Genomic DNA, 19,784 nt, shown 5'->3' on the forward strand with positions numbered 1-19,784 from the left:
CTGCAGCGGCGCGCTCAGGCGCGGGTCGCGATCACGTCCATCTGATGGCGGCGCTCGACCGTGCGCACGACCAGCGTGCGCAAGTCGTTGAGCAGCGCAAATTCTGTCTGGCTCAGGATCACCTGCGGATAGGTGTCGTCCCAGTCGCCATAAATGAAGCCGGCCGGCTGGCCGTGCGCGCACAGCGGAATCACGATGAAGCAGCGCGCCTCCGACAGCGTGTCTTTCCACCAACCCGGCAGCTTGGCCGCGAACTTGGCGTCGTGCGCATTCTCGATGAAGATCACGCGGTCGCTTGCCAGCGCGGCGTGGAACACGTTCGCCTCGTAGGTGTCGTCGAAGGTCAGATCCGGCTGCAGGGCCTTGGCGGTTTCGCCAAGCGCCAGGCGCGCCGTGTAGCGTCCTTCGCGCCGGTTGCGCACGAACGCAAACGAGCGCGAGAATGACAGCCCCTCGTGCATCGTTTCCAGTGCCAGCGACATCATCTGGCCGGCGGTCGCGTTCAGGCCCGCGTCGCGCATGTCGGCCACGCCGCCCATCAGGATCTGGTTGCCGGCAATGCGGTCGCGCCTGGCTGCGGCCAGGCGCGCGCGTTTCTCGGCCGGCCGGGCCAGCGGCGCGATCGACAAATCGGCCGCCGCTTCGATCCGGGCCTTGTCGATCGATGCCAGGATGCCCGCCGGCGAGATGCCCAGCATCGGTGCAAACTGCTCGGCCAGTTCGGCCACCTTGTCGGCACCGGCGTCATCGTCCGCCCACAGCGCATCGGCGGTGCGGGTCGACATCGTGCCCAGCGCCGCCAGCCAGTCATCGTGCTCGAAGCGTTCGCCCCGTTCTCCCGGTTCGACGCGGCGCATGCCGGCCACCAGGTTGCCGGGCAGGCCCCAATGGGCGGCGGTGGCGCGGCCGAGCTCTTCGAGGTGCAGACCAAGCACGTCACGGGCCGCTGCCGTGTCGTCGCCGCCGGCCGCGCTGGCCTGGATCAGGGTCCAGCGCTCGGGCATGTAGAACGTGACCATCATGCGGCCCAGCGAGTGCAGGATCGAGCAGACCACGGCTTCTTCGGGATTACGCACCTGCGCGCCGCTGGCCAGTTGCTGCGCCACCATCCCGGCCAGCACGGCTTTTTCCATCTCGATGTGCGCGATCTCGGTGTCCGGCGTGCTGCGGCCAAGTTCTTCGATCAGTTTCAGTCCCAGCGCCAGGTGGCCGATGCTTTCGGTGCCGAGCACCAGCACGGCCTTGGAAATCGTATTGACGTGCTGGCCGAACGCCGCGTACATGCTGCTGTTGGCCAGGCGCAGGACCTTCTGGGTCAGCACGGGGTCGGACAACACGGTCTGCGTCATCGAGAAATCGCGTTCGTCCTCGCCGCGCATCGACGCCAGGATGGCATTGATGGCCTTGGTAAAGCCGGGCATGTCGCCCTGGCGGCGGATGCGTTCCCACAGCAGGGCGAGAGTGGCTTGCGCTTTCGCCGAGCGCGCGGTGGTGATTGGTGTGGTCATGGTTTCCCTGTCCGGGTGTCGGCCGGCAGTAGAGCGGTATAGAGGTTTTCCTTGAGGGCCGTGACGGCCACGTTGGCCGGCATCGGCTTGCCCGTCAGGTAACCCTGGACATAGTGGCAACCCTGTTCGTCCAGCCAGGACAGCTGGTCTTCGGTCTCGACGCCTTCGGCCACGACGGCCAGGCTCAGGTGGCGGGCCAGGTCGAGCACGACCTTGCAGATGGCCGCGTCCTTGTGCGAGCCGGGCAGGTCCTTGACGAATGCACGGTCGATCTTGAGCACCGAAATCGGGAAGCGCTTCAGGTACGCCAGCGACGAGTAGCCGGTGCCGAAATCGTCGATCGCAATGCGTACGTTGCGCTCGACCATTTTTTCCATGACCGCTTCGGCGTGGACCGGGTCGACCATCAGCGTGCCTTCGGTGATTTCGAGCACCAGCTGGTGGCCCTGGGCGCCGGACATCGCCAGCGCGTCGTCGAGCACCGACAGGAAGCGGTCGCTGCGGAACTGGCGCGGGCTGATGTTGACCGAGATGTACAGCTCGCGGCCCGCCACTTCCTGAAACTGGCGGATCTGCATGCACGCCGCCTTCAGCGCCCAGGCGCCCAGAAGGTTGATCAGGCCGTTGTTTTCGGCGATCGGGATGAAGCGCACCGGCGGCACCATGCCGAGCGTCGGGTGCTTCCAGCGCATCAGCGTCTCGAAGCCTTCGATGACCTTCGTGCGGGCGTCGACGATCGGCTGGTAGTAGAGCAGGAACTCGCCTTCGCGCACGGCCTTGAACATGGCCGCCTCGAGCGAGATGTCGTGCTCGGGCGGGCCCTGGTCGCGCGGGCTGTAGACGACCGTGCGGCCCTTGCCGGTTTCCTTCGCGCGCGACAGCGCGGCGTCGGCCAGCGTTACCAGGCGCACTTCGTCTTCGGCGTGGTCCGGGTATACCGTCACGCCAATCGAGGCGCCCAGGTAGATCGTGTGGCCACCCGTCTCGAACGGCGATTGCAACGTGGCCATCAGGCGCCCGGTGACGAGCTTGATCTGGGCGTCGGTGAAGGTGCCGGGCAGCACGGCGACGAATTCATCGCCACCGACGCGCGCCAGCGTGTCGCTGTCGCGCAAGACCCGGCGCAGGCGCGTCGCGGCCATCTGCAGTACGGCGTCGCCCAGCGGGTGGCCCAGGCCATCGTTGACTTTCTTGAACCCGTCCATGCCGATCGCGACGACCGAGAAACCCTGGCCCGACCGACGCGCATTTGAAATCACCACGCGGATGCGGTCGGCCAGCAGCAGGCGGTTCGGCAATTCGGTCAGCGCGTCGTGGGTCGCCATGTGACGCAGCCGCTCCTCGGTCGCGTGCTGCGCCGACATGTCGCGCCCGATCACGAGGATTTGCGCATCGTCGCCCGTCGTCAGTTGGGCAATGCGCAGTTCGAACCAGATGTCACGCTCGCCGCTGCGAAAGCGCGCCTCGACCAGCGCCGCTTCGCGCGCTGTCGCGGCGCCGTCCAGTGCGTGGCGCAAGGCTGCCTGGTCGACGTCGTGCACGAGCGAGACCAGCGAACAGCCGGGCGCATACCCGTGCAGGCGCTGGGCACGGGTGCCCGCCGCGCGGATCGTTCCGCAGGGCGCGACCCGGAACACGGCGTCGCCCGCACTTTCCAGCAGACCGTCGAGCAGCGTCGCCGGTGGCAGGTGCGCCGTCGGCGGATGGGAAGCTGCGGAAGGTGGGGTCAGCATGGTCGGTCAGGGCTCTCGTGTCGCAGCATGTTCAAGCCATGCCGATATCATCTTGTTATCCGTGCCGGGCAACAAACCAGGAACGAGTCTATCACTGAAAAATTCCGTACTGCATCAGAATGAGCAACGTACGGTGCGTTCGCTTCCATGTCTGCGCCTGCGCACGTCCGGGCGCTGAGGCGCGCAACTGCCAAGGTTGTCACACGCTCGCCTGCCACCTGTGTATTGTCGCCGATTATTGCTGAGTAGAAAATATCTATCGCTCAATTTAGTGCCTTAATGCAACCATATTTGTGTCATCGTGACACATTCATGCGTTGGAGCAGGGCGCTTGCGTGATTCAGTGCGCCGGGGAAGGAGGCACGACGGCCGGCAGGCAGGCCGCTGCAGAGCGTCAGCGACTGCGCGTTGGGAGCGTCGACCAAGAATTATTTCGGCCAGGGCCGGGACAAACCACGTTGTGCCTGTGATAATGCTGGCTTACAAGCTTCATCGACCGTGTCGAGCCCCGCCATGAACCAAGATCCGCGCTTTCCGAACCTTTTTATCCTGAACCACCCGCTGATCCTGCACAAGCTGTCGCACATGCGCGAGCACGACACGTCGACGCGCACGTTCCGCGAACTGCTGCGCGAAATCACGCTGCTGATGGGCTACGAGATCACGCGCGACCTGCCGCTGACGACGCGCCAGATCCGCACGCCGCTGGTGACGATCGATGCGCCGGTCATCGCCGGCAAGAAGCTGGCGGTGGTGCCGATCCTGCGCGCCGGCATCGGCATGAGCGACGGCCTGCTCGAACTGGTGCCGTCGGCGCGCGTCGGCCACATCGGGGTGTTCCGCGATCCCGACACGCATGAGCCGGTCGAGTACATGGTCCGCTTGCCGGACACGACCGATCGCACGTTCATCCTGTGCGATCCGATGATTGCCACTGGCAACTCGGCGGTGCACGCGATCGACGTGCTGAAAAAGCGCGGCGTGCCGGACGAGCAGATCCTGTTCCTGGCGCTGGTCGCCGCGCCCGAAGGGATCCAGGTGGTGCAGGATGCGCATCCGGACGTCAAGGTCTACGTCGCTTCGCTGGACTCGCACTTGAACGAACACGCCTACATCATCCCGGGCCTGGGCGATGCGGGTGACCGTATCTTTGGCACCAAGTAAGGCCGGCATGACCATGACGCAGCCGGCTGATCAGCAATTCTTCGCCCGCCTGGCCGAACTGAACGACAAGTTCGCGGCGCGCCTGCCATCCACGTTCGGGCGCCTGGCGCAGTTGTCGCAAGAGCTCGCGCCGGCCGGCGCACCCGGGTTCGACCCCGCCGGGCCGGCGGGCGAGCTGCAGGCAATGCTTCACACGCTGGCAGGTTCAGCGGCGACCTTCGGGTTTCGCGGCCTGGGCCATCACGCGCGCCTGCTCGAACAGCGCCTGCGCGTGCTGCGTGCATTCGATGCCGTCGCCGCGGGCGAATGGCAAGCCTGGCGCGCCGAGCTCGACGACTACATAGCCGCCGCCCTGCGCGACCCCAAGGCGCTGACCTGAAACACGGGCAGCGCAAGTCGCGCGCGCAATTGTCGAGCAGACCGGAATTTGATTAAGCGCAAACAAATCAAACGTCCTTGCCTCTATTCTTTGCTGCATACCGGATTAAAAAATCGTGCTGTCAAATTTATTGACATTAGGAATCGTAGGGCTACTTACGTATTTTTATTCAACGAATAGGGCATGCGCGAGAAATATTCGGTATAATGTGGGATCGTTGGGTTCGAGGTAGTAGTGCAGTCTGTCTGTCATTTCTTTCTTGCTTCTTCAAACGATCTAAAACGGGCGCAAGCCCAACTAACCGAAATAGGAAATTGTAATGGCAACTGGCATCGTTAAATGGTTCAATGACTCGAAGGGCTTCGGCTTCATCACCCCTGATGAAGGCGGCGAAGATCTGTTCGCGCACTTCTCGGCTATCCAGAGCAACGGCTTCAAGTCGCTGCAGGAAAACCAGCGCGTCTCGTTCGACGTGACCACCGGCCCTAAGGGCAAGCAAGCCTCGAACATCCAGCCTCTGTAATCGCCTAACAGGCGTTGCGAGACCAAAATCCCCGGAACTGCCGGGGATTTTTTTCGTCCATACCTTTTGTTGCTACCCTTCTTCGCAGAGGGTGAGGCGTCAACGTTGGCGCCAGTAGTCGGGCGCCGCGTAACTGCGGCGCAGGAAGTCGACGAAGGCGCGGATACGCAGCGGCAGGTGGCGGCGCTGCGCGAACACGGCGTGGATGTCATTGCCGGGCGCCGCGAACTCGTCCAGCACAGTGCACAGTTCGCCACTGGCGATCTGTTCGCCCACTTCCCACATCGAGCGCCACGCCAGGCCCTTGCCGGCCAGCGCCCAGGCGTGCAGTACGGCGCCGTCGTTGCACACCATGTTCCCGCTGACTTTGTGCGTGACGGGTTTGCCGTTCTCGAGAAAAGTCCAGCCTCGCTGGCTGCCTTCGCTGCTGATTGCCAGACAGTTATGGCGCGCCAGGTCGCCCGGTGTGCGCGGCATGCCATGGCGCTTCAGGTAAGCGGGCGCGGCGACCAGCACGCGCCCATTGTCGGCCAGCTTCACGCCCACCAGGTTCGAGTCGCCCAGGCGGGCGATCCGGATGGCCACGTCGACGCCATCGCCGATCAGGTCGATGACGCGGTCGTTCAGGTTCAGGTTGACCGTGACGTCGCGGTGCTCGGCCAGGAACGAGGGCAGCAGCGGCGCGACGTGCTGGCGGCCGAAGCCGGCCGGGGCCGATACCGTCAGGTGGCCTGACGCACGGCCGCTGCGCTCCGAGATCGCCGATTCGGCCTCGTTGACCTCGGCCAGGATGCGCTGGCAATCCTCCAGAAACGCCACGCCCTCGTCGGTCAGCACGAGCTTGCGCGTGGTCCGGCGCAGCAGCTTGACGCCCAATCGCGCCTCCAGCGCGTCGAGCCGGCGCCCGATCATCGCCGGTGCAATGCCCTCGGCGCGCGCCGCGCCCGACAGGCTGCCGCGCGCCACGACCTCGACAAAGGTTGCCATCTGGGTGAACTTGCTCATGCAAACGGTCCTGTTGTGTAGTTTGATTTAATACAAAAACACACAGATGAAGTGCGTATTTGTCTCGTTTAGCGTTACGCGGGTGAATATACTGGATGCCAACAGGAACGCCAAGCAGGGCCCGTCCCGGCGCAGCGTCGCACGTGATTTTCATTCATTTTCAGGAGTCAATATGTCCCTCAGCATCCCCCAAGGCATGGAAATTTCCGGCGCGATCCAGCCGGCCTACGAGCAGATCCTGACGCCGGAGGCGCTGGCGCTGGTGGCCACGCTGACGCGCGCATTCGAGCCGCGGCGCCAGGCCTTGCTGGCCGCGCGCGCCGAGCGGGCAGCGCGCCTGGACGCCGGCGAACGTCCGGATTTTTTGCCCGAGACCGCGGCGATCCGCGACGGCGACTGGCGCATCGCGCCAATTCCGGCCGCACTGCATTGCCGCCGGGTCGAGATCACGGGGCCGGTGGAGCGCAAGATGGTCATCAACGCGCTGAACTCGGGCGCCGACAGCTACATGACCGACTTCGAGGACTCGAACACGCCCAACTGGGATAACCAGATCAGCGGCCAGATCAATCTGTTCGACGCGATCCGCAAGACCATTTCGCTCGAGCAGAACGGCAAGTCGTACCGGCTCAATGACAAGGTCGCCACGCTGCTGGTGCGCCCGCGCGGCTGGCATCTCGATGAAAAACACGTGCTGGTCGACGGCAAGCGCGTCTCGGGCGGCATCTTCGATTTTGCACTGTACATGGTCCATAACGCGAAAGAATTGCTGGCACGGGGCGCCGGCCCGTATTTCTACCTGCCCAAGCTCGAGTCGCACCTGGAAGCGCGGCTGTGGAACGACATCTTCGTCATGACGCAAGACCTGCTCGGCATTCCACAAGGGACGATCAAGGCGACGGTGCTGATCGAGACCATCCTGGCCGCGTTCGAGATGGACGAAATCCTGTACGAACTGCGCGAGCACAGCGCCGGCCTGAATGCGGGCCGCTGGGATTACATCTTCTCGTGCATCAAGAAGTTCAAGCGCGACAGCGATTTCTGCCTGGCCGACCGCGCCAAAGTGACGATGACGGCGCCGTTCATGCGCGCTTACGCGCTGCTGCTGCTCAAGACCTGCCACGCACGGGGCGCGCCGGCCATCGGCGGCATGGCTGCGCTGATTCCGATCAAGAACGATCCGGAGAAAAACGAGATCGCAATGGGCGGCGTGCGCAACGACAAGGCGCGCGATGCGACCGATGGCTACGACGGCGGCTGGGTCGCGCATCCGGGGCTGGTGGGTCTGGCGATGGAAGAATTCACCAAGGTGCTGGGCGAGCGGCCGAACCAGTTCGACAAGCAGCGCCCCGATGTTGTCGTGACCGCCGCGCAATTGCTTGACTTCAAGCCGGAAGCGCCGATCACGGAAGCCGGCCTGCGCTACAACATCAACGTCGGCATCCATTATCTGGGCGCCTGGCTGGCAGGCAATGGCTGCGTGCCGATCCACAATCTGATGGAAGACGCCGCGACGGCCGAAATCAGCCGCTCGCAGGTGTGGCAGTGGATCCGGTCCGCCAAGGGCGTGCTGGAAGACGGCCGCAAGGTCACGGCCGACATGGTGCGCGCGATGATTCCGGAAGAACTGGAAAAAGTGAAGCTGGTGGCGGCCGATGGCACGCATGCGAGCTACGAGCGCGCCGCCACCATCTTTGAAGAGATGTCGACGGCGGACGCGTTCGCGGAATTTTTGACGCTGCCGCTGTACGAAGAAATCTGACGCCGCGTCAGAACGTATTCTTCCACGCCCGCAGCGCCGTAAACACTTCGAGCGGCGCTGCACCTTCAGCCACACGCCCTGCGGCAATCAGGCTGCGCACGATCGGCGCGCTCGTCGTGCGCAGGAATGGGTTGGTGGCTTTTTCCAGCGCAATGGTCGAGGGGATGGTCGGCTGGCCGGCGGCGCGGCTGGCCCCATCAGCTTCCACGCGCGCAGCAAGCGCCGTGTTGCCGCCATCCACGGCCTGCGCAAACGCCAGGTTCGACATCGTGTATTCATGCGCGCAATACACCAGCGTCTCATCCGGCAGCGCCGCCAGTTGCGCCAGCGACGCATCCATCTGCGCCGGCGTGCCTTCGAACAGGCGTCCGCAACCGGCGCCAAACAACGTGTCACCGCAGAACAGCCAGGGCGCGTCCGCGCCGCGGCGCACATAGGCGATGTGCCCCAGCGTATGGCCCGGTACATCCAGCACATCGAGCGCTAGACTAATACCCGGCACGGTAATGCGATCGCCCTGCGTCAACGGGTGCGTCACGACATCGATGCCGTCGTTCTTCGGGCCGAAGACCGGCACATCCCATTCGGCCAGCAGGGCGGGCACGCCACCGATATGGTCAGCATGATGATGGGTGAGTAGAATGGCAGTCAGGCGCAGGTCGTGCGCGGCCAGCGCCGCGCGCACCGGTGCTGCGTCGCCCGGATCGACGATGGCTGCATGTGTGCCGTCGTGAACCAGCCAGAGGTAATTGTCTTTGAAGGCCGGCACTGTCAGTACCGACAGGGCCGGCTGCCGTGGAGGTGTCATGGTCATGTGTATGGTCAAGAGGTGGCATGGATAGCGCTGCCGAGAAATCCATTATAGCGCTCGACAACTGGCTCCAATCGCCAGCTGGCGCGTACGTGCGCGCGTTCGAACAGGCCTGCCTCGAAGAATTGACGGCCGATATTTTCGGCTACAACGCGCTGCAGATCGGCGTGCCGCAGCTCGATGCGCTGGCCGCCAGCCGCATGCCCAACCGGTGGCAGGTGGCCACGCGCACGTCCAATGCGGACGAGCTTGCGTTCGCCTCAAACGGCCGCCAGATCGCTGCCGCGGCCGACTTCGCCGAGCTGCCGTTTGCGTCGAGCAGCATCGATCTGGTCGTGCTGCCGCACGTGCTCGAGTTCGCTGCAGAGCCGCACCAGGTGTTGCGCGAAGTCGAGCGCATCCTGATCCCGGAAGGACAGGTCATCATCTGCGGCTTCAATCCGGCCAGCTTGTGGGGCATGCGTCAGGGCATCGGGCGTGTCACTCGCAATGGCTACTTGCCGGACACGGGCGAATTCATTTCTATGCCGCGCCTGAAAGACTGGCTAAAATTGCTCAACCTGAGCGCCACGCGCAGCCATTTCGGCTGTTACGCACCACCATGCCGCACCGCTCATTGGCTCAGTCGGTTCGCGATGATGGAATCGGCCGGCGGCCGTTGGTGGCCGTATCTTGGCGCCGTCTACGTCGTGCATGCGATCAAGCGCGTCAAGGGGATGCATCTGATTGGCCCCGCATGGAACAAGAAAACCAGCAAGCGACCGGCGGCAGTGCCGGCGGCAAACCGGATTGAACGAATTGAAAGTGAATAGCAGGGCATGAGCGAAACAATGCACGACGCAAAAAGCGAAACGAACAACCATACCAACCCGACCCGGGTCGAGATTTTCAGCGACGGCGCCTGCAAGGGCAATCCGGGCACGGGCGGCTGGGGCGCGCTCCTGGTGTCGAACGGGCACGAAAAGGAAATCTTCGGCGGCGAACCCAACACTACCAATAACCGTATGGAATTGCGCGCCGTGATCGAGGCGCTGGGCGTGCTGAACCGGCCATGCGAGGTCGTGCTGCACACCGACAGCCAGTACGTCCAGAAAGGCATTTCCGAGTGGATCCATGGCTGGAAGGCGCGTGGCTGGAAGACGGCCGCGAAAGAGCCCGTGAAAAACGAAGACCTGTGGAAGGCCCTCGACCTGGCCCAGCAGCAGCACGCCGTCGAATGGCGCTGGGTGCGCGGCCACAATGGCCACCCTGGCAACGAGCGGGCCGACGTGTTGGCCAACAAGGGCGCCGCATCGGTACGGCGGTAGTCAGTCCCGCGTCCCGAGTCCCGCGGCCCGCGGCCCGCGCTGCGCAGCACGCCGCCGCAGTTGTTATACTGCGCCCGCACCCACTTTGAAGAATTGCACCATGCGTCAGATCGTTCTCGATACCGAAACCACAGGCCTGAACCCCCGCACCGGCGACCGCGTCATCGAAGTCGGCTGCGTTGAAATTTTCAACCGCAAGCTGACCGGCAATAATTACCACTGCTACATCAATCCCGAACGCGAGTCGGACGAGGGCGCACTGGCTGTGCACGGCCTGACCACCGAGTTCCTGAGCGACAAACCGAAGTTCCACGAAATCGCGCACGAACTGCGTGACTTCATCCAGGGCGCCCAGGTCATCATCCACAACGCGCCGTTCGACCTGGGTTTTTTGAACGCCGAATTCACGCGTATGGGCCTGCCGCCGTTCGTCCAGTATTGCGACGGCGTCATCGACACGCTGGTGCAGGCGAAAGAGCTGCATCCTGGCAAGCGCAACTCGCTCGACGCGCTGTGCGACCGCTACGACATCTCGAATGCGCACCGCAAGCTGCACGGCGCGCTGCTCGACTCGGAGTTGCTGGCCGATGTGTATCTGGCGATGACGCGCGGCCAGAATTCGCTGACCATGGATGTGGAAGAAGAAACCAGCAACGATGGCGAGGCGCTCGAAATCGTCCCGCTGGGCGAGATTATCGTCGTGACGGCCAGCAGCGATGAACTGGCCGAGCACGATACGGTGCTGGCTGGCCTGGATAAAAGTGTGAAGGGCAACTGCGTCTGGCGGACTTACGGGGCCTGATGATGTGAGCTGATTACGCTGCGCAGGGGTGACGCCAAGAAAATTCTGTGCCATAATATGCCTCGCTTCGGGAGGTTAGCTCAGGGGTAGAGCACTGCATTCACACTGCAGGGGTCGCAAGTTCGAAACTTGCACTTCCCACCAAGAATTTGCAAGGCCAGCAGAGATGCTGGCCTTGTTCGTTTCTGCGCCGGTTGTACAGTGCGCCGCTCGCATGCACACAGTCGATTGCCATTTGGCATAATTTATCCGCTGTGGCATAATACGGCCTCGCTGGGAGGTTAGCTCAGGGGTAGAGCACTGCATTCACACTGCAGGGGTCGCAAGTTCGAAACTTGCACTTCCCACCAACGAATATGGTTGACCAAAAAAGGCTTGCACTTCACTGTGCAAGCCTTTTTGCATTGTGCCCCGATCAGCGCTGCTCAACGACCAATCGGCCCGCTTACCGTCACGCACATTTTTGACATGAGTTAATGTCAAAAAAACGCGGTTAAACAGGCCGCGAGACGGTCTGAATTCAATCGCGCCCTTCGTTTCGCCCTGTACACTTGTCGTACAACCACCCGGCATGTGCTGTGTCCAAGCACGTGCGGGCATTCGAAACACTCAAGCAGCGAAGCTTTCATGGTGAATGGGCATTACCAACCCTTGCTGGTCGTCGTCTCGATCCTGGTCGGCATACTGGCGTCGTACACCGCCCTGAGTCTGGTCATGCGCGTCAGGCAGGCGCGGGGACGCGCACGGTATGTCTGGGTGACTGGCGGGGCCATGGCCATGGGCAGCGGCATCTGGGCGATGCACTTTGTCGGGATGCAGGCGTTCCGCCTCCCGCTGCCGATCGGCTTCGACACGACGACGACCTTCGTCTCGTGGCTGTTGCCGGTCGTCGCGTCCGGCCTCGCGCTCTGGCAAGTACGGCACCGCACGGTCCGGCCACGGCATCTTGCCGCCGGAGCCCTGCTGATGGGACTCGCCATCAACGCCATGCACTACGCCGGCATGGCCAGCATGCAGATGCATCCTGCAATCACCTACTCGCCATGGCTGTTCGGACTGTCGGTCGCCATCGCGATCGGCGCTTCGGCGCTGGCGCTGCAGATCGGCATGCGCATGCAGGAGGGGGCTCGCTCGCGCGGCACGCTGCAACTGGTGGCCAGCGTCGTCATGGGCGGCGCGATCGCCGGCATGCATTACACCGGCATGGCCGCCGCCCGTTTCGCACCGGGCAGTATCTGTGGCGCTGCACTGGTGGGCGTCAACCAGGATTACCTGGCGGCGATGGTGACGATCACGACGGTGCTGTTACTGAGCATCACGCTGCTCGCGACAATCTTCGACGCACGTCTCGAAGAGCGCAACCAGACCATCGCCGCCTCGCTCGTGGCCGCAGCCGAGCGCCAGAAGCTGTTCCTGATCGAGCAGCAGGCGCGACTCGATGCGGAAAACGTCAGTCAGATGAAGGATGATTTCCTGGCCACCCTGTCGCATGAGTTGCGCACACCGCTCAATGCCATGCTCGGCTGGTCGCAATTGCTGCTGCAAGGCGGGCGCGACGATGCTTCGCTCAAGCGCGGTCTGTGCACGATCGAACGCAATGCACGTGCGCAGTCCGAACTCATCGAAGACATGCTCGACATGAGCCGCCTGCTGGCCGGCAAGGTGCGCATCGATAACGTGCCGCTGCAGCCCCAGGACTTCATCAACACCGCGCTCGACACGACGCGGCCCGCGGCTCTGGCGCGCCAGGTAACGCTGATCAGCGATCTCGACGCCGGGGCCGGGCCCATTCTTGGCGACGGCGGCCGCATGCAGCAGGTGATGGTGAACCTGCTGTCCAATGCCATCAAGTTCAGCGAGCCGGGCGGTGTCGTGACCGTGACGCTGCGTACCCTGGAAGATGCCAGTGAGATCACGGTGCAGGATACCGGCGCTGGCATCCCGGCCGCGTTCCTCCCATTTGTGTTCGACCGGTTCCGCCAGGCCGATGGATCGTCTTCACGGCGTCATGGGGGCCTGGGCCTGGGCCTGGCAATTGCGCGCCAGCTGATCGACCTGCAGGGTGGCGCGCTGAGCGTGGCCAGCGCGGGCGAAGGGCAGGGGGCGGCCTTCACGCTGCGCATGCCGCTGGCAAGCAGCTGTGCCCCGGCGCCTGCTGCAGCGGTGCCTGTGCCAGGGTTGCCGCTGACGGCGCTGGCGCTACAGGGCTTGACGGTGCTGGTGATCGACGATGCGCTCGACTCGCTCGAACTGGTGCAGGCGGTGCTGGCGCCCAGCCAGGCCAGGATCCTGACCGCCACCGGTGCCCAGGAAGCGCTGCGCCTGATCGCGCTGCATCGGCCCGACCTGATCATCAGCGACATCGGCATGCCGGTTGTCGATGGGTTCGATTTCATCCGCAAGGTGCGCGCCTTGCCGGATCGCCTGATCGCCAGTGTGCCGGTGATCGCGCTCACGGCGTTTTCGCGCAAGGAAGACGAGCAAAAAGTCCTGGCGGCAGGGTTCGATGAATTTCTCGCCAAGCCGCTGGTGCCGGCGGCGCTGCTGCAGACCGTGGCGGCGGTCAATGCGCGTCGCGCACCGGTGCCGCTCGCTTAGGTTCAGGCCGCTACACCCGGCAACACCAGGTCAAGCTGCAGGGCGCCTTCCGGGCGGCGCAGGCCGGCCACGATATACGCGCGGTTGCGGCCTGCTTCCTTACCCTTGTACATGGCGCGATCGGCCAGGGCGATGGCTTGCTGCCAATCCATCGATGGCGCCGGCGCTTCATCCTCACCCGCGGCAAACGGGAGTGCCACGGCGCCGGCCGTGGCACTGATGGCCAGCAGCGTGCCGTCGGCCAGCAGCACCGGCGCGCTGGCGAGCGCGTCGAGGATGCGCTGCACCAGCAGTGGCCGCTGCGCCGGCGTGACGCCCTGCGAATACACGAGGAATTCTTCGCCGCCCCAGCGCAGCACCATGTCCGATTCGCGCAGCGTGGCGCGCAGGCGCTTGCCCACCTCGACCAGCACGGCGTCGCCGGCGGCGTGGCCGTAGTCGTCGTTGATGCGCTTGAAATGATCGATATCGAGCAGCGTGAAGCAGTCTGCGGCATCCGGTTGCGGCGCCGCTTCCCCGGTGCGGCTGCGCATGCGGTCCTGGAACGAGCGGCGGTTGTGCAGTCCCGTGAGCGGGTCATGCGCCGAATAGTGGGCCAGTTCGGCGTTCAATTCCGACAGGCGCTGGCCCGTGCGTTCCGATTTGCGATACAGCCATAGCACGCCCGAGCACAGCAGCAGCGCCAGCGCGGCACCCAGCGAGGCGGCCGTCTGGACCAGCGTGCGGTGACGCAGTTCAGCATCCTTCGCGGCGTTTTCCAGGCGCAGGCTGTCGATCTGGGCAACGCGCTCGCGTGACTTGAATTGCTCTTGCAACGCCGAGATCGCCTTGTTGCGGTCATTCAGCGCCAGTTGCTGCATGACCTTTTCGCGCTCCCGCAGCGTGGCGAGGGCCTCCTTGAAACGGCCCGCCCGCTCCAGCGCCTGGCTTTTTTCGTCCAGGATGCGCCCCAGTGTGGACAGGGCGCCGGCCTGGCGCATGGCGGCGCTGACCTCGTCGACCAGGCGCATGCCTTCCTGATAGCGCCGCTGGCCGAACAGCGCAAAGCCCAGGTTCGCTGTCGCCATCTGCAGGCTGATCCTGTCTTCGCTGTCCCTGGCAGGGATCAAGGCGGCGCGCGCGGCTGTTTCGGCCTGGCCGTAGCGGCCCAGCTTGAGGTAGGCGTTGGCGATATTACCCAGCACATTGGCCTCGACTGACAGCAGTTGATGCGTTTGCGCCAGCCCGAGCGCCCGCTCGAGCGCGACCAGGCCGGCTTCGGGCTGGCCTTGCGTGATGAGCGCGCGGCCTTCAAGGAACGACGCCGCCGCATCCAGCCGCGGCGGCAGGCTTGCCTTGCTGGCGCGTACTTCGCGCAGCGTCTCGAGCGCGCGCACGGGATCGCGCGCATTGACATACATGCGCGCCATGGCCAGCAGGATGTCGGCTTTGCGCGGGCTCCACAGGTCGGGATGGTTGTTGACCAGTTCGAGCGCGGGCAGGAAGCGCTGCAGCGCGCGATCGTACTGGCCGACGGTGCTGAAGGCGGCGCCCTGCAGTGCATCGAACCCGGCCTTGAACTCCAGGCTGTCGAGATCACGGTAGCGGGCGCCCAGCGTTTCCAGCAAGCCCAGCGCGCCGGCGGGATCATTGTTTTCAATCAGCCGATACACGCGGCCCAGGCTGGCCAGCGCCAGGTTGCGCGGATCGTGCGCAGTCGTGGCCAGCTTGATGATCTGTTCGTTGGTCTCGTACGCTTCGCGGTAATTGCCGCCATCGACCTGCACCCGGCGCAGCAGGAACAGATAACGGATCCGCACCGCATAGGGCGCGCCGGCGATCAGTGCCGGGCCTTCCTGCACCAGCAGGGTGCGGGCCTGTGCATGATATTTTTCCGCGATGACGGCAATGTCGTCGAGGCGCGACGTCTGGATGGGCGCTGCCAGGGCGCCGCCAAGCACCAGGGTGAAGCCGCCGGCCACCATTGCGCGGCGCATTCCAGGCCGCAGTCCGGGCCACCTCGACGCGTGCGCGGGCAAACCGGTAATCAAGTGTCCTGGGGTGACATTCATGGCGGGGAACAGCGGTGTCCAAACGGCGGGAGGCGGCCCATACGAGCTGGGGCGGTGACTACCCCCCATTATCGAATGTTGCACTTGGGAAATCAAGGACGCTCGATGCCGGCGCGCTGTTTACGCAACGCTCCTTTGGATTTGCCAGCGGGCACGTAAATTGCACCCGTTTCAGCAGATTGCTTTGATTCGAGACAACATTCTGGTTATATTGGCACACCTGCGAAAAAGCTGGAGATGACAGGTACAAGCAGCGGCGGTTTCAGGTCAGGCAAGCCGGCCCACCAGGCAGGATCCCGGGAGTGCGCCCGCCCATCAGGCAGGCGCAGTAATGACAAGACGCGGGACCACACCATTATTTGATTGGAGAACACGTAGTGAGTATTTTTAGAACCAAGAATCTGGATGCGATGATCGCCGCAAGCGCCAAGCCGGGCGGCCTCAAGAAAGTGCTCGGCCCGACCGACCTGATCCTGCTCGGCATCGGCGCCATCGTCGGCACCGGTATCTTCGTGCTGACCGGCACCGGCGCCGTCACGGCCGGCCCCGGCCTGTCGCTGTCGTTCGTCATCGCGGCCATGGCATGCTGCTTCGCCGCGCTGTGCTACGCCGAATTCGCCTCGACCGTCCCGGTCGCCGGTTCCATCTATACCTACAGCTACGCCACGCTGGGCGAATTCGTCGCCTGGATGATCGGCTGGGACTTGCTGCTCGAATACGGCCTGGCCACCTCGACCGTTGCGGTCGGCTGGTCGGGTTATTTCCAGTCGCTGCTGTCGGGCTTCGGCCTGGTGCTGCCTGATGCGCTGACCGCCGCCCCTGGCGCGCGCCCTGGCGTCGAGACCCTGTTCAACCTGCCGGCGTTCCTGATCATGATGGCCATCACGTTCCTGCTGTCGCTCGGCATGCGTGAATCAGCGCGCCTGAACAACGTGATGGTGATCATCAAGATCAGCGTCGTGCTGCTGTTCATCGCTGTCGGTGTGGGCCACGTCAAGCCGGAGAACTGGCAGCCGTACATGCCATACGGCATGACGGGCGTGATGAGCGCCGCCGCGCTGGTGTTCTTTGCCTTCATTGGCTTCGACGCCGTTACGTCGGCGGCCGAGGAAGTCAAGAACCCGGCCCGCGACCTGCCAATCGGCATCATCGGTTCGCTGATCATCTGCACCATCCTGTATGTCGTGGTCGCTGCGATCATGACCGGTATCGTGCCGCACATGGACTTCAAGGGCGTCGACCATCCGGTGTCGCTGGCGCTGCAGGTGGCCGGTGAAGACTGGGTTGCCGGCTTCGTCGACCTGGCTGCGATCCTGGGCATGAGCACCGTGATGCTGGTGATGGCGTATGGCCAGACCCGTATCCTGTTCGCGATGTCGCGCGACGGCCTGATGCCGGCGCGCCTGTCGAAAGTGCACCCGAAATACGGCACGCCATTCTTTGCAACCTGGCTGGTAGGCATCATCTTTGGTCTGATCGCTGCCGTGGTGCCGCTGACGGTGCTGGCCGAGCTGGTCAATATCGGCACGCTGGCTGCGTTCACGCTGGTCTCGATCGCCGTGATCGTGCTGCGCAAGAAGCGTCCTGATCTGCCACGTGCGTTCCGTTGCCCGGCTGTGCCGCTGATCCCGATCCTGGCGATCATCTTCTGCCTGGTCCTGATGTCGTTCCTGAGCTGGCATACCTGGGTCGCGTTTGCGATCTGGCTGACCATCGGCGCGGTCGTCTACTTTGGCTATGCACGCAAGCACTCGCTGCTGAATAACACGCCACAGTAAGCTGTTTTGCGCCCCTGCCAGCGCGGGGGCTTCATGGTAGGCTCTCGTTGGCGACGCCGTCATGGCGTCATGTGAACGAATAGCAAAGGAAACAACCATGAGTGCCATCGTGCTGGGTGGGGGCGACGCCCTCCTGATCGTCGACCCGCAGGTCGACTTCCTTCCCGGCGGCAGCCTGGGCGTCCCGCAAGGCGACGCCGTGCTGGCCCCAATCAATCGCCTGATCGACCTGTACCACGCGCATGCGCTGCCGGTGTACGTGTCGCGCGACTGGCATCCTGCATTGCATTGTTCGTTTGCCGACCAGGGCGGGCCGTGGCCCGTGCACTGCGTCGCAGGCAGCGATGGTGCGCGCTTTGCCGAGGGGTTGCATCTCGATGACGTCGTGGTCGTCTCCAAAGCCACCACGGTCGACGTCGATGCCTATTCGGCGTTCAACGGTACTGGTCTGGCCGACACGCTGCGTGAGGGCGGCATCCGGCGCCTGGTCGTGTGCGGGTTGGCGACGGATTATTGCGTGCTCAATACGGTGATCGATGCGTTGGCGGCAGGGTTCGAGGTGTTGCTCGCAACGGAAGCAATACGCGCCGTGGACGTCAATACGGGTGATGGCGAACGCGCCCTGGCGCGCATGCTCGATGCCGGTGCAATGCCGGTACAACTATCAAACAGTGGTCTGGTTCCAGAGCAGGCGTTGGGCGCAGCAGCGTAAGTCACTGCGTCACTCGATAATATTTTTGTAATCCCTATCTTACAGGCCGACAGCACGCCTACCGATTCTCTCGACATGCCTGAGCACGGATAATGCGGTACCGTCCATAGAACGCATTTCAAGAATCGAGACATGAGCCCAATGCTGTTAGCCGACGCGCCAGGCGTCCACCACGCGCCACTGCCTACCGGGCAGGGTGCGCGGAATCTGTATTTCTCGCTGTATGCCGATCCGGCAGCGCAGCCCGACGTCGCCAGGGCATTTGTCGACGGGCAGCTCGCGCTCGCGCGCGAGCTGCCCGTCGACCTGCCATCGAATATCAATGACCTGCAGGCGTGGATCGAAGAGCGCGCCGACATCGTCGGGCAGGAATACCGCGAATACCTGGCTGCGCGCAAGAATGGCGCGCCGCGCCGCTACTTCAGCACTCGCGCCCATGCGCTGTACTTCATCAAGGGCGTGGCCCCGACCAAGCTGGTCGACGGCGCCTGGCTGTATGGCCTGGTGCGCCAGTGGGACGACGTTGCATTCCACCCGCTGATCAAGACGTATCTCGAAGAGCTGGGTGACGGCTTGCCGGACAAGAACCACGTGACGCTGTACCGCAAGCTGCTGGCCACGCATGGCTGCGACAGCTGGGCAGGCTTGAGCGACAGCCACTTCCTGCAGGGCGCACTGCAACTGGCGTTGGGTCACAACGCCGAACATTACCTGCCGGAGATCATCGGCTACAACCTCGGTTACGAGCAATTGCCGCTGCACCTGCTGATCACGTCCTACGAGCTCAACGAACTGGGCATCGATCCGTATTACTTCACGCTGCACGTGACGGTCGACAACGCTGGCAGCGGCCATGCCCGCAAGGCGGTGCAGTCGGTCCACGACCTGATGCCACGCGTGGGCGACCGCGATGCCTTCTGGCAGCGCGTCGTCAACGGCTACCGCCTCAACGAGCTGGGCGCGAGCACCACGTCGGTGATCGGCGAGTTCGATCTGCAAGAGGAACTGGTCGACATCATGGCGGCGAAAAGCGTCGTCGGCAAGAACATGCACTCGGACTATTGCCGTGTGGCAGGGCGTTCGGTCAACGACTGGCTGGCCGAGCCAGCGCAGATTCCTGCATTCCTGGCCGCCCTGGAAGAAGCTGGCTGGATCAAGCGCGGTGAAGAGGTCGAGCACAGCCGCTTCTGGCGCCTGGTCGAAGGCGAGCGCGCCGAGATGTTCGGTGTGTTCAATGCCTACGAGCTGCAGGTGCTGCGCGACTGGATCACGAGCCACCCGGATGGCGGGCAGGCTGCCGGCCCGCGCGTGCTGACCGCCCGCGCGCGTCAGCGCACGCTCGACCAGCATGGCCTGGGCACCGAGCGCGGGACCGCGTTCCCGGTGCGCGGCCTGATCCGCCGCCATACTGGCGCCGATGCGCAGGACACGGGCAACGAACTGCGTGTGCTGGAACAGCAGGTTGCTTCCAGCAGCGGCAAGCAGGAAGCGATGGCGCTGCTGACGCGCCTGCTGTCGCCGCAAGTGCACCACACCACGGTGGGCCTGATGGCCACCCGGATGTACACGCAACTGTTCGACGCCTGAGGCGTCCGCACAGTGCACAAAGCGGCCGGTACACGTAGAGAGCGTGTGCCGGCCGTCGCTTCAT

Annotated in this window: 16 protein-coding genes and 2 tRNA genes; 13 read left to right on the top strand and 5 right to left on the bottom strand. The window is 63.9% G+C overall.

Going from position 1 to position 19,784, the window contains the following annotated elements; genetic code table 11:
* Positions 1 to 14: 14 nt before the first annotated feature.
* Both AC1MGT_RS21995 and AC1MGT_RS22000 read right to left on the bottom strand, forming a co-directional pair.
* Entirely contained in the window at positions 15 to 1,508 is a 1,494-nt protein-coding gene (locus AC1MGT_RS21995; protein ID WP_499502103.1) for an HDOD domain-containing protein, read from the bottom strand.
* Complete coding sequence (locus AC1MGT_RS22000) at positions 1,505 to 3,241, bottom strand: putative bifunctional diguanylate cyclase/phosphodiesterase (protein ID WP_499502105.1); 1,737 nt, start codon at positions 3,239 to 3,241, stop codon at positions 1,505 to 1,507. The genes AC1MGT_RS21995 and AC1MGT_RS22000 overlap by 4 nt, the downstream gene beginning before the upstream one ends.
* A 513-nt stretch (positions 3,242 to 3,754) precedes the next feature.
* Between AC1MGT_RS22000 and upp the strand changes: the two genes are divergently transcribed.
* The 3 genes from upp (at position 3,755) to AC1MGT_RS22015 (ending at position 5,307) form a co-directional block, all read left to right on the top strand.
* Complete coding sequence (gene upp / locus AC1MGT_RS22005; RefSeq protein WP_499502106.1) at positions 3,755 to 4,405, top strand: uracil phosphoribosyltransferase; 651 nt, start codon at positions 3,755 to 3,757, stop codon at positions 4,403 to 4,405.
* Between the two features lie 7 nt (positions 4,406 to 4,412).
* A complete protein-coding gene (locus AC1MGT_RS22010; RefSeq protein ID WP_183552033.1) occupies positions 4,413 to 4,784 on the top strand; it encodes an Hpt domain-containing protein in 372 nt (123 codons plus the stop codon).
* Positions 4,785 to 5,103: 319 nt separating this feature from the next.
* A complete protein-coding gene (locus tag AC1MGT_RS22015) occupies positions 5,104 to 5,307 on the top strand; it encodes a cold-shock protein (RefSeq protein ID WP_137176112.1) in 204 nt (67 codons plus the stop codon).
* A gap of 99 nt (positions 5,308 to 5,406) precedes the next feature.
* Here the strand turns inward: AC1MGT_RS22015 and AC1MGT_RS22020 are convergent, their stop codons facing one another.
* A complete protein-coding gene (locus tag AC1MGT_RS22020; RefSeq protein ID WP_499502107.1) occupies positions 5,407 to 6,312 on the bottom strand; it encodes a LysR family transcriptional regulator in 906 nt (301 codons plus the stop codon).
* A gap of 172 nt (positions 6,313 to 6,484) precedes the next feature.
* On the opposite strand from AC1MGT_RS22020, the gene aceB reads away from it, so the two are divergent.
* A complete protein-coding gene (gene aceB / locus AC1MGT_RS22025; protein WP_499502108.1) occupies positions 6,485 to 8,074 on the top strand; it encodes a malate synthase A in 1,590 nt (529 codons plus the stop codon).
* 7 nt (positions 8,075 to 8,081) lie between these two features.
* Here aceB and gloB read toward each other — a convergent pair whose 3' ends face one another.
* Entirely contained in the window at positions 8,082 to 8,882 is an 801-nt protein-coding gene (gene gloB / locus AC1MGT_RS22030) for a hydroxyacylglutathione hydrolase (protein ID WP_499504349.1), read from the bottom strand.
* A 26-nt stretch (positions 8,883 to 8,908) separates the two neighbouring features.
* Here gloB and AC1MGT_RS22035 point away from each other — a divergent pair, with 26 nt between their 5' ends.
* The 6 genes from AC1MGT_RS22035 (at position 8,909) to AC1MGT_RS22060 (ending at position 13,592) form a co-directional block, all read left to right on the top strand.
* Positions 8,909 to 9,697 carry a class I SAM-dependent methyltransferase gene (locus AC1MGT_RS22035; protein ID WP_332532697.1) on the top strand — a complete coding sequence of 263 codons (789 nt, stop codon included), beginning with the start codon at positions 8,909 to 8,911 and terminating at the stop codon, positions 9,695 to 9,697.
* A gap of 18 nt (positions 9,698 to 9,715) precedes the next feature.
* Positions 9,716 to 10,192, top strand: a complete 477-nt coding sequence (gene rnhA / locus AC1MGT_RS22040; RefSeq protein ID WP_499502109.1) for a ribonuclease HI — start codon at positions 9,716 to 9,718, stop codon at positions 10,190 to 10,192.
* A 100-nt stretch (positions 10,193 to 10,292) separates the two neighbouring features.
* Entirely contained in the window at positions 10,293 to 10,994 is a 702-nt protein-coding gene (gene dnaQ / locus AC1MGT_RS22045) for a DNA polymerase III subunit epsilon (protein WP_499502110.1), read from the top strand.
* A 69-nt stretch (positions 10,995 to 11,063) separates the two neighbouring features.
* A tRNA-Val gene (locus AC1MGT_RS22050) sits at positions 11,064 to 11,138 on the top strand.
* 131 nt (positions 11,139 to 11,269) lie between these two features.
* A tRNA-Val gene (locus AC1MGT_RS22055) sits at positions 11,270 to 11,344 on the top strand.
* A gap of 277 nt (positions 11,345 to 11,621) precedes the next feature.
* On the top strand, positions 11,622 to 13,592 hold the full coding sequence (locus AC1MGT_RS22060) for an MHYT domain-containing protein (RefSeq protein WP_499502112.1): 1,971 nt from the start codon (positions 11,622 to 11,624) through the stop codon (positions 13,590 to 13,592).
* A 2-nt stretch (positions 13,593 to 13,594) separates the two neighbouring features.
* On the opposite strand, the gene AC1MGT_RS22065 is transcribed toward AC1MGT_RS22060, so the two are convergent.
* Positions 13,595 to 15,568 carry a diguanylate cyclase gene (locus AC1MGT_RS22065; RefSeq protein ID WP_499502113.1) on the bottom strand — a complete coding sequence of 658 codons (1,974 nt, stop codon included), beginning with the start codon at positions 15,566 to 15,568 and terminating at the stop codon, positions 13,595 to 13,597.
* Positions 15,569 to 16,020: 452 nt separating this feature from the next.
* Between AC1MGT_RS22065 and bcaP the strand changes: the two genes are divergently transcribed.
* From bcaP to AC1MGT_RS22080, 3 genes are all read left to right on the top strand, one after another.
* On the top strand, positions 16,021 to 17,421 hold the full coding sequence (gene bcaP, locus AC1MGT_RS22070) for a branched-chain amino acid transporter BcaP (RefSeq protein WP_499502114.1): 1,401 nt from the start codon (positions 16,021 to 16,023) through the stop codon (positions 17,419 to 17,421).
* Between the two features lie 97 nt (positions 17,422 to 17,518).
* Positions 17,519 to 18,133 (top strand): isochorismatase family protein, encoded by a 615-nt coding sequence (locus tag AC1MGT_RS22075; RefSeq protein WP_499502115.1) that lies wholly within the window; start codon positions 17,519 to 17,521, stop codon positions 18,131 to 18,133.
* Between the two features lie 132 nt (positions 18,134 to 18,265).
* The gene (locus AC1MGT_RS22080) at positions 18,266 to 19,720 is read left to right on the top strand and encodes an iron-containing redox enzyme family protein (protein ID WP_499502116.1); all 1,455 of its coding nucleotides are present in this window, start codon (positions 18,266 to 18,268) and stop codon (positions 19,718 to 19,720) included.
* Positions 19,721 to 19,784: the final 64 nt, after the last annotated feature.

The sequence above is a fragment of the Telluria sp. BA11 genome, from assembly GCF_056680305.1.

Coding starts and splice junctions, on each gene's coding strand:
- AC1MGT_RS21995 (WP_499502103.1), bottom strand. CDS start 1,508: ATGACCACACCAATCACCACCGCGCGCTCGGCGAAAGCGCAAGCCACT.
- AC1MGT_RS22000 (WP_499502105.1), bottom strand. CDS start 3,241: ATGCTGACCCCACCTTCCGCAGCTTCCCATCCGCCGACGGCGCACCTG.
- upp (WP_499502106.1), top strand. CDS start 3,755: ATGAACCAAGATCCGCGCTTTCCGAACCTTTTTATCCTGAACCACCCG.
- AC1MGT_RS22010 (WP_183552033.1), top strand. CDS start 4,413: ATGACCATGACGCAGCCGGCTGATCAGCAATTCTTCGCCCGCCTGGCC.
- AC1MGT_RS22015 (WP_137176112.1), top strand. CDS start 5,104: ATGGCAACTGGCATCGTTAAATGGTTCAATGACTCGAAGGGCTTCGGC.
- AC1MGT_RS22020 (WP_499502107.1), bottom strand. CDS start 6,312: ATGAGCAAGTTCACCCAGATGGCAACCTTTGTCGAGGTCGTGGCGCGC.
- aceB (WP_499502108.1), top strand. CDS start 6,485: ATGTCCCTCAGCATCCCCCAAGGCATGGAAATTTCCGGCGCGATCCAG.
- gloB (WP_499504349.1), bottom strand. CDS start 8,882: ATGACACCTCCACGGCAGCCGGCCCTGTCGGTACTGACAGTGCCGGCC.
- AC1MGT_RS22035 (WP_332532697.1), top strand. CDS start 8,909: ATGGATAGCGCTGCCGAGAAATCCATTATAGCGCTCGACAACTGGCTC.
- rnhA (WP_499502109.1), top strand. CDS start 9,716: ATGCACGACGCAAAAAGCGAAACGAACAACCATACCAACCCGACCCGG.
- dnaQ (WP_499502110.1), top strand. CDS start 10,293: ATGCGTCAGATCGTTCTCGATACCGAAACCACAGGCCTGAACCCCCGC.
- AC1MGT_RS22060 (WP_499502112.1), top strand. CDS start 11,622: ATGGTGAATGGGCATTACCAACCCTTGCTGGTCGTCGTCTCGATCCTG.
- AC1MGT_RS22065 (WP_499502113.1), bottom strand. CDS start 15,568: ATGCGCCGCGCAATGGTGGCCGGCGGCTTCACCCTGGTGCTTGGCGGC.
- AC1MGT_RS22075 (WP_499502115.1), top strand. CDS start 17,519: ATGAGTGCCATCGTGCTGGGTGGGGGCGACGCCCTCCTGATCGTCGAC.
- AC1MGT_RS22080 (WP_499502116.1), top strand. CDS start 18,266: ATGAGCCCAATGCTGTTAGCCGACGCGCCAGGCGTCCACCACGCGCCA.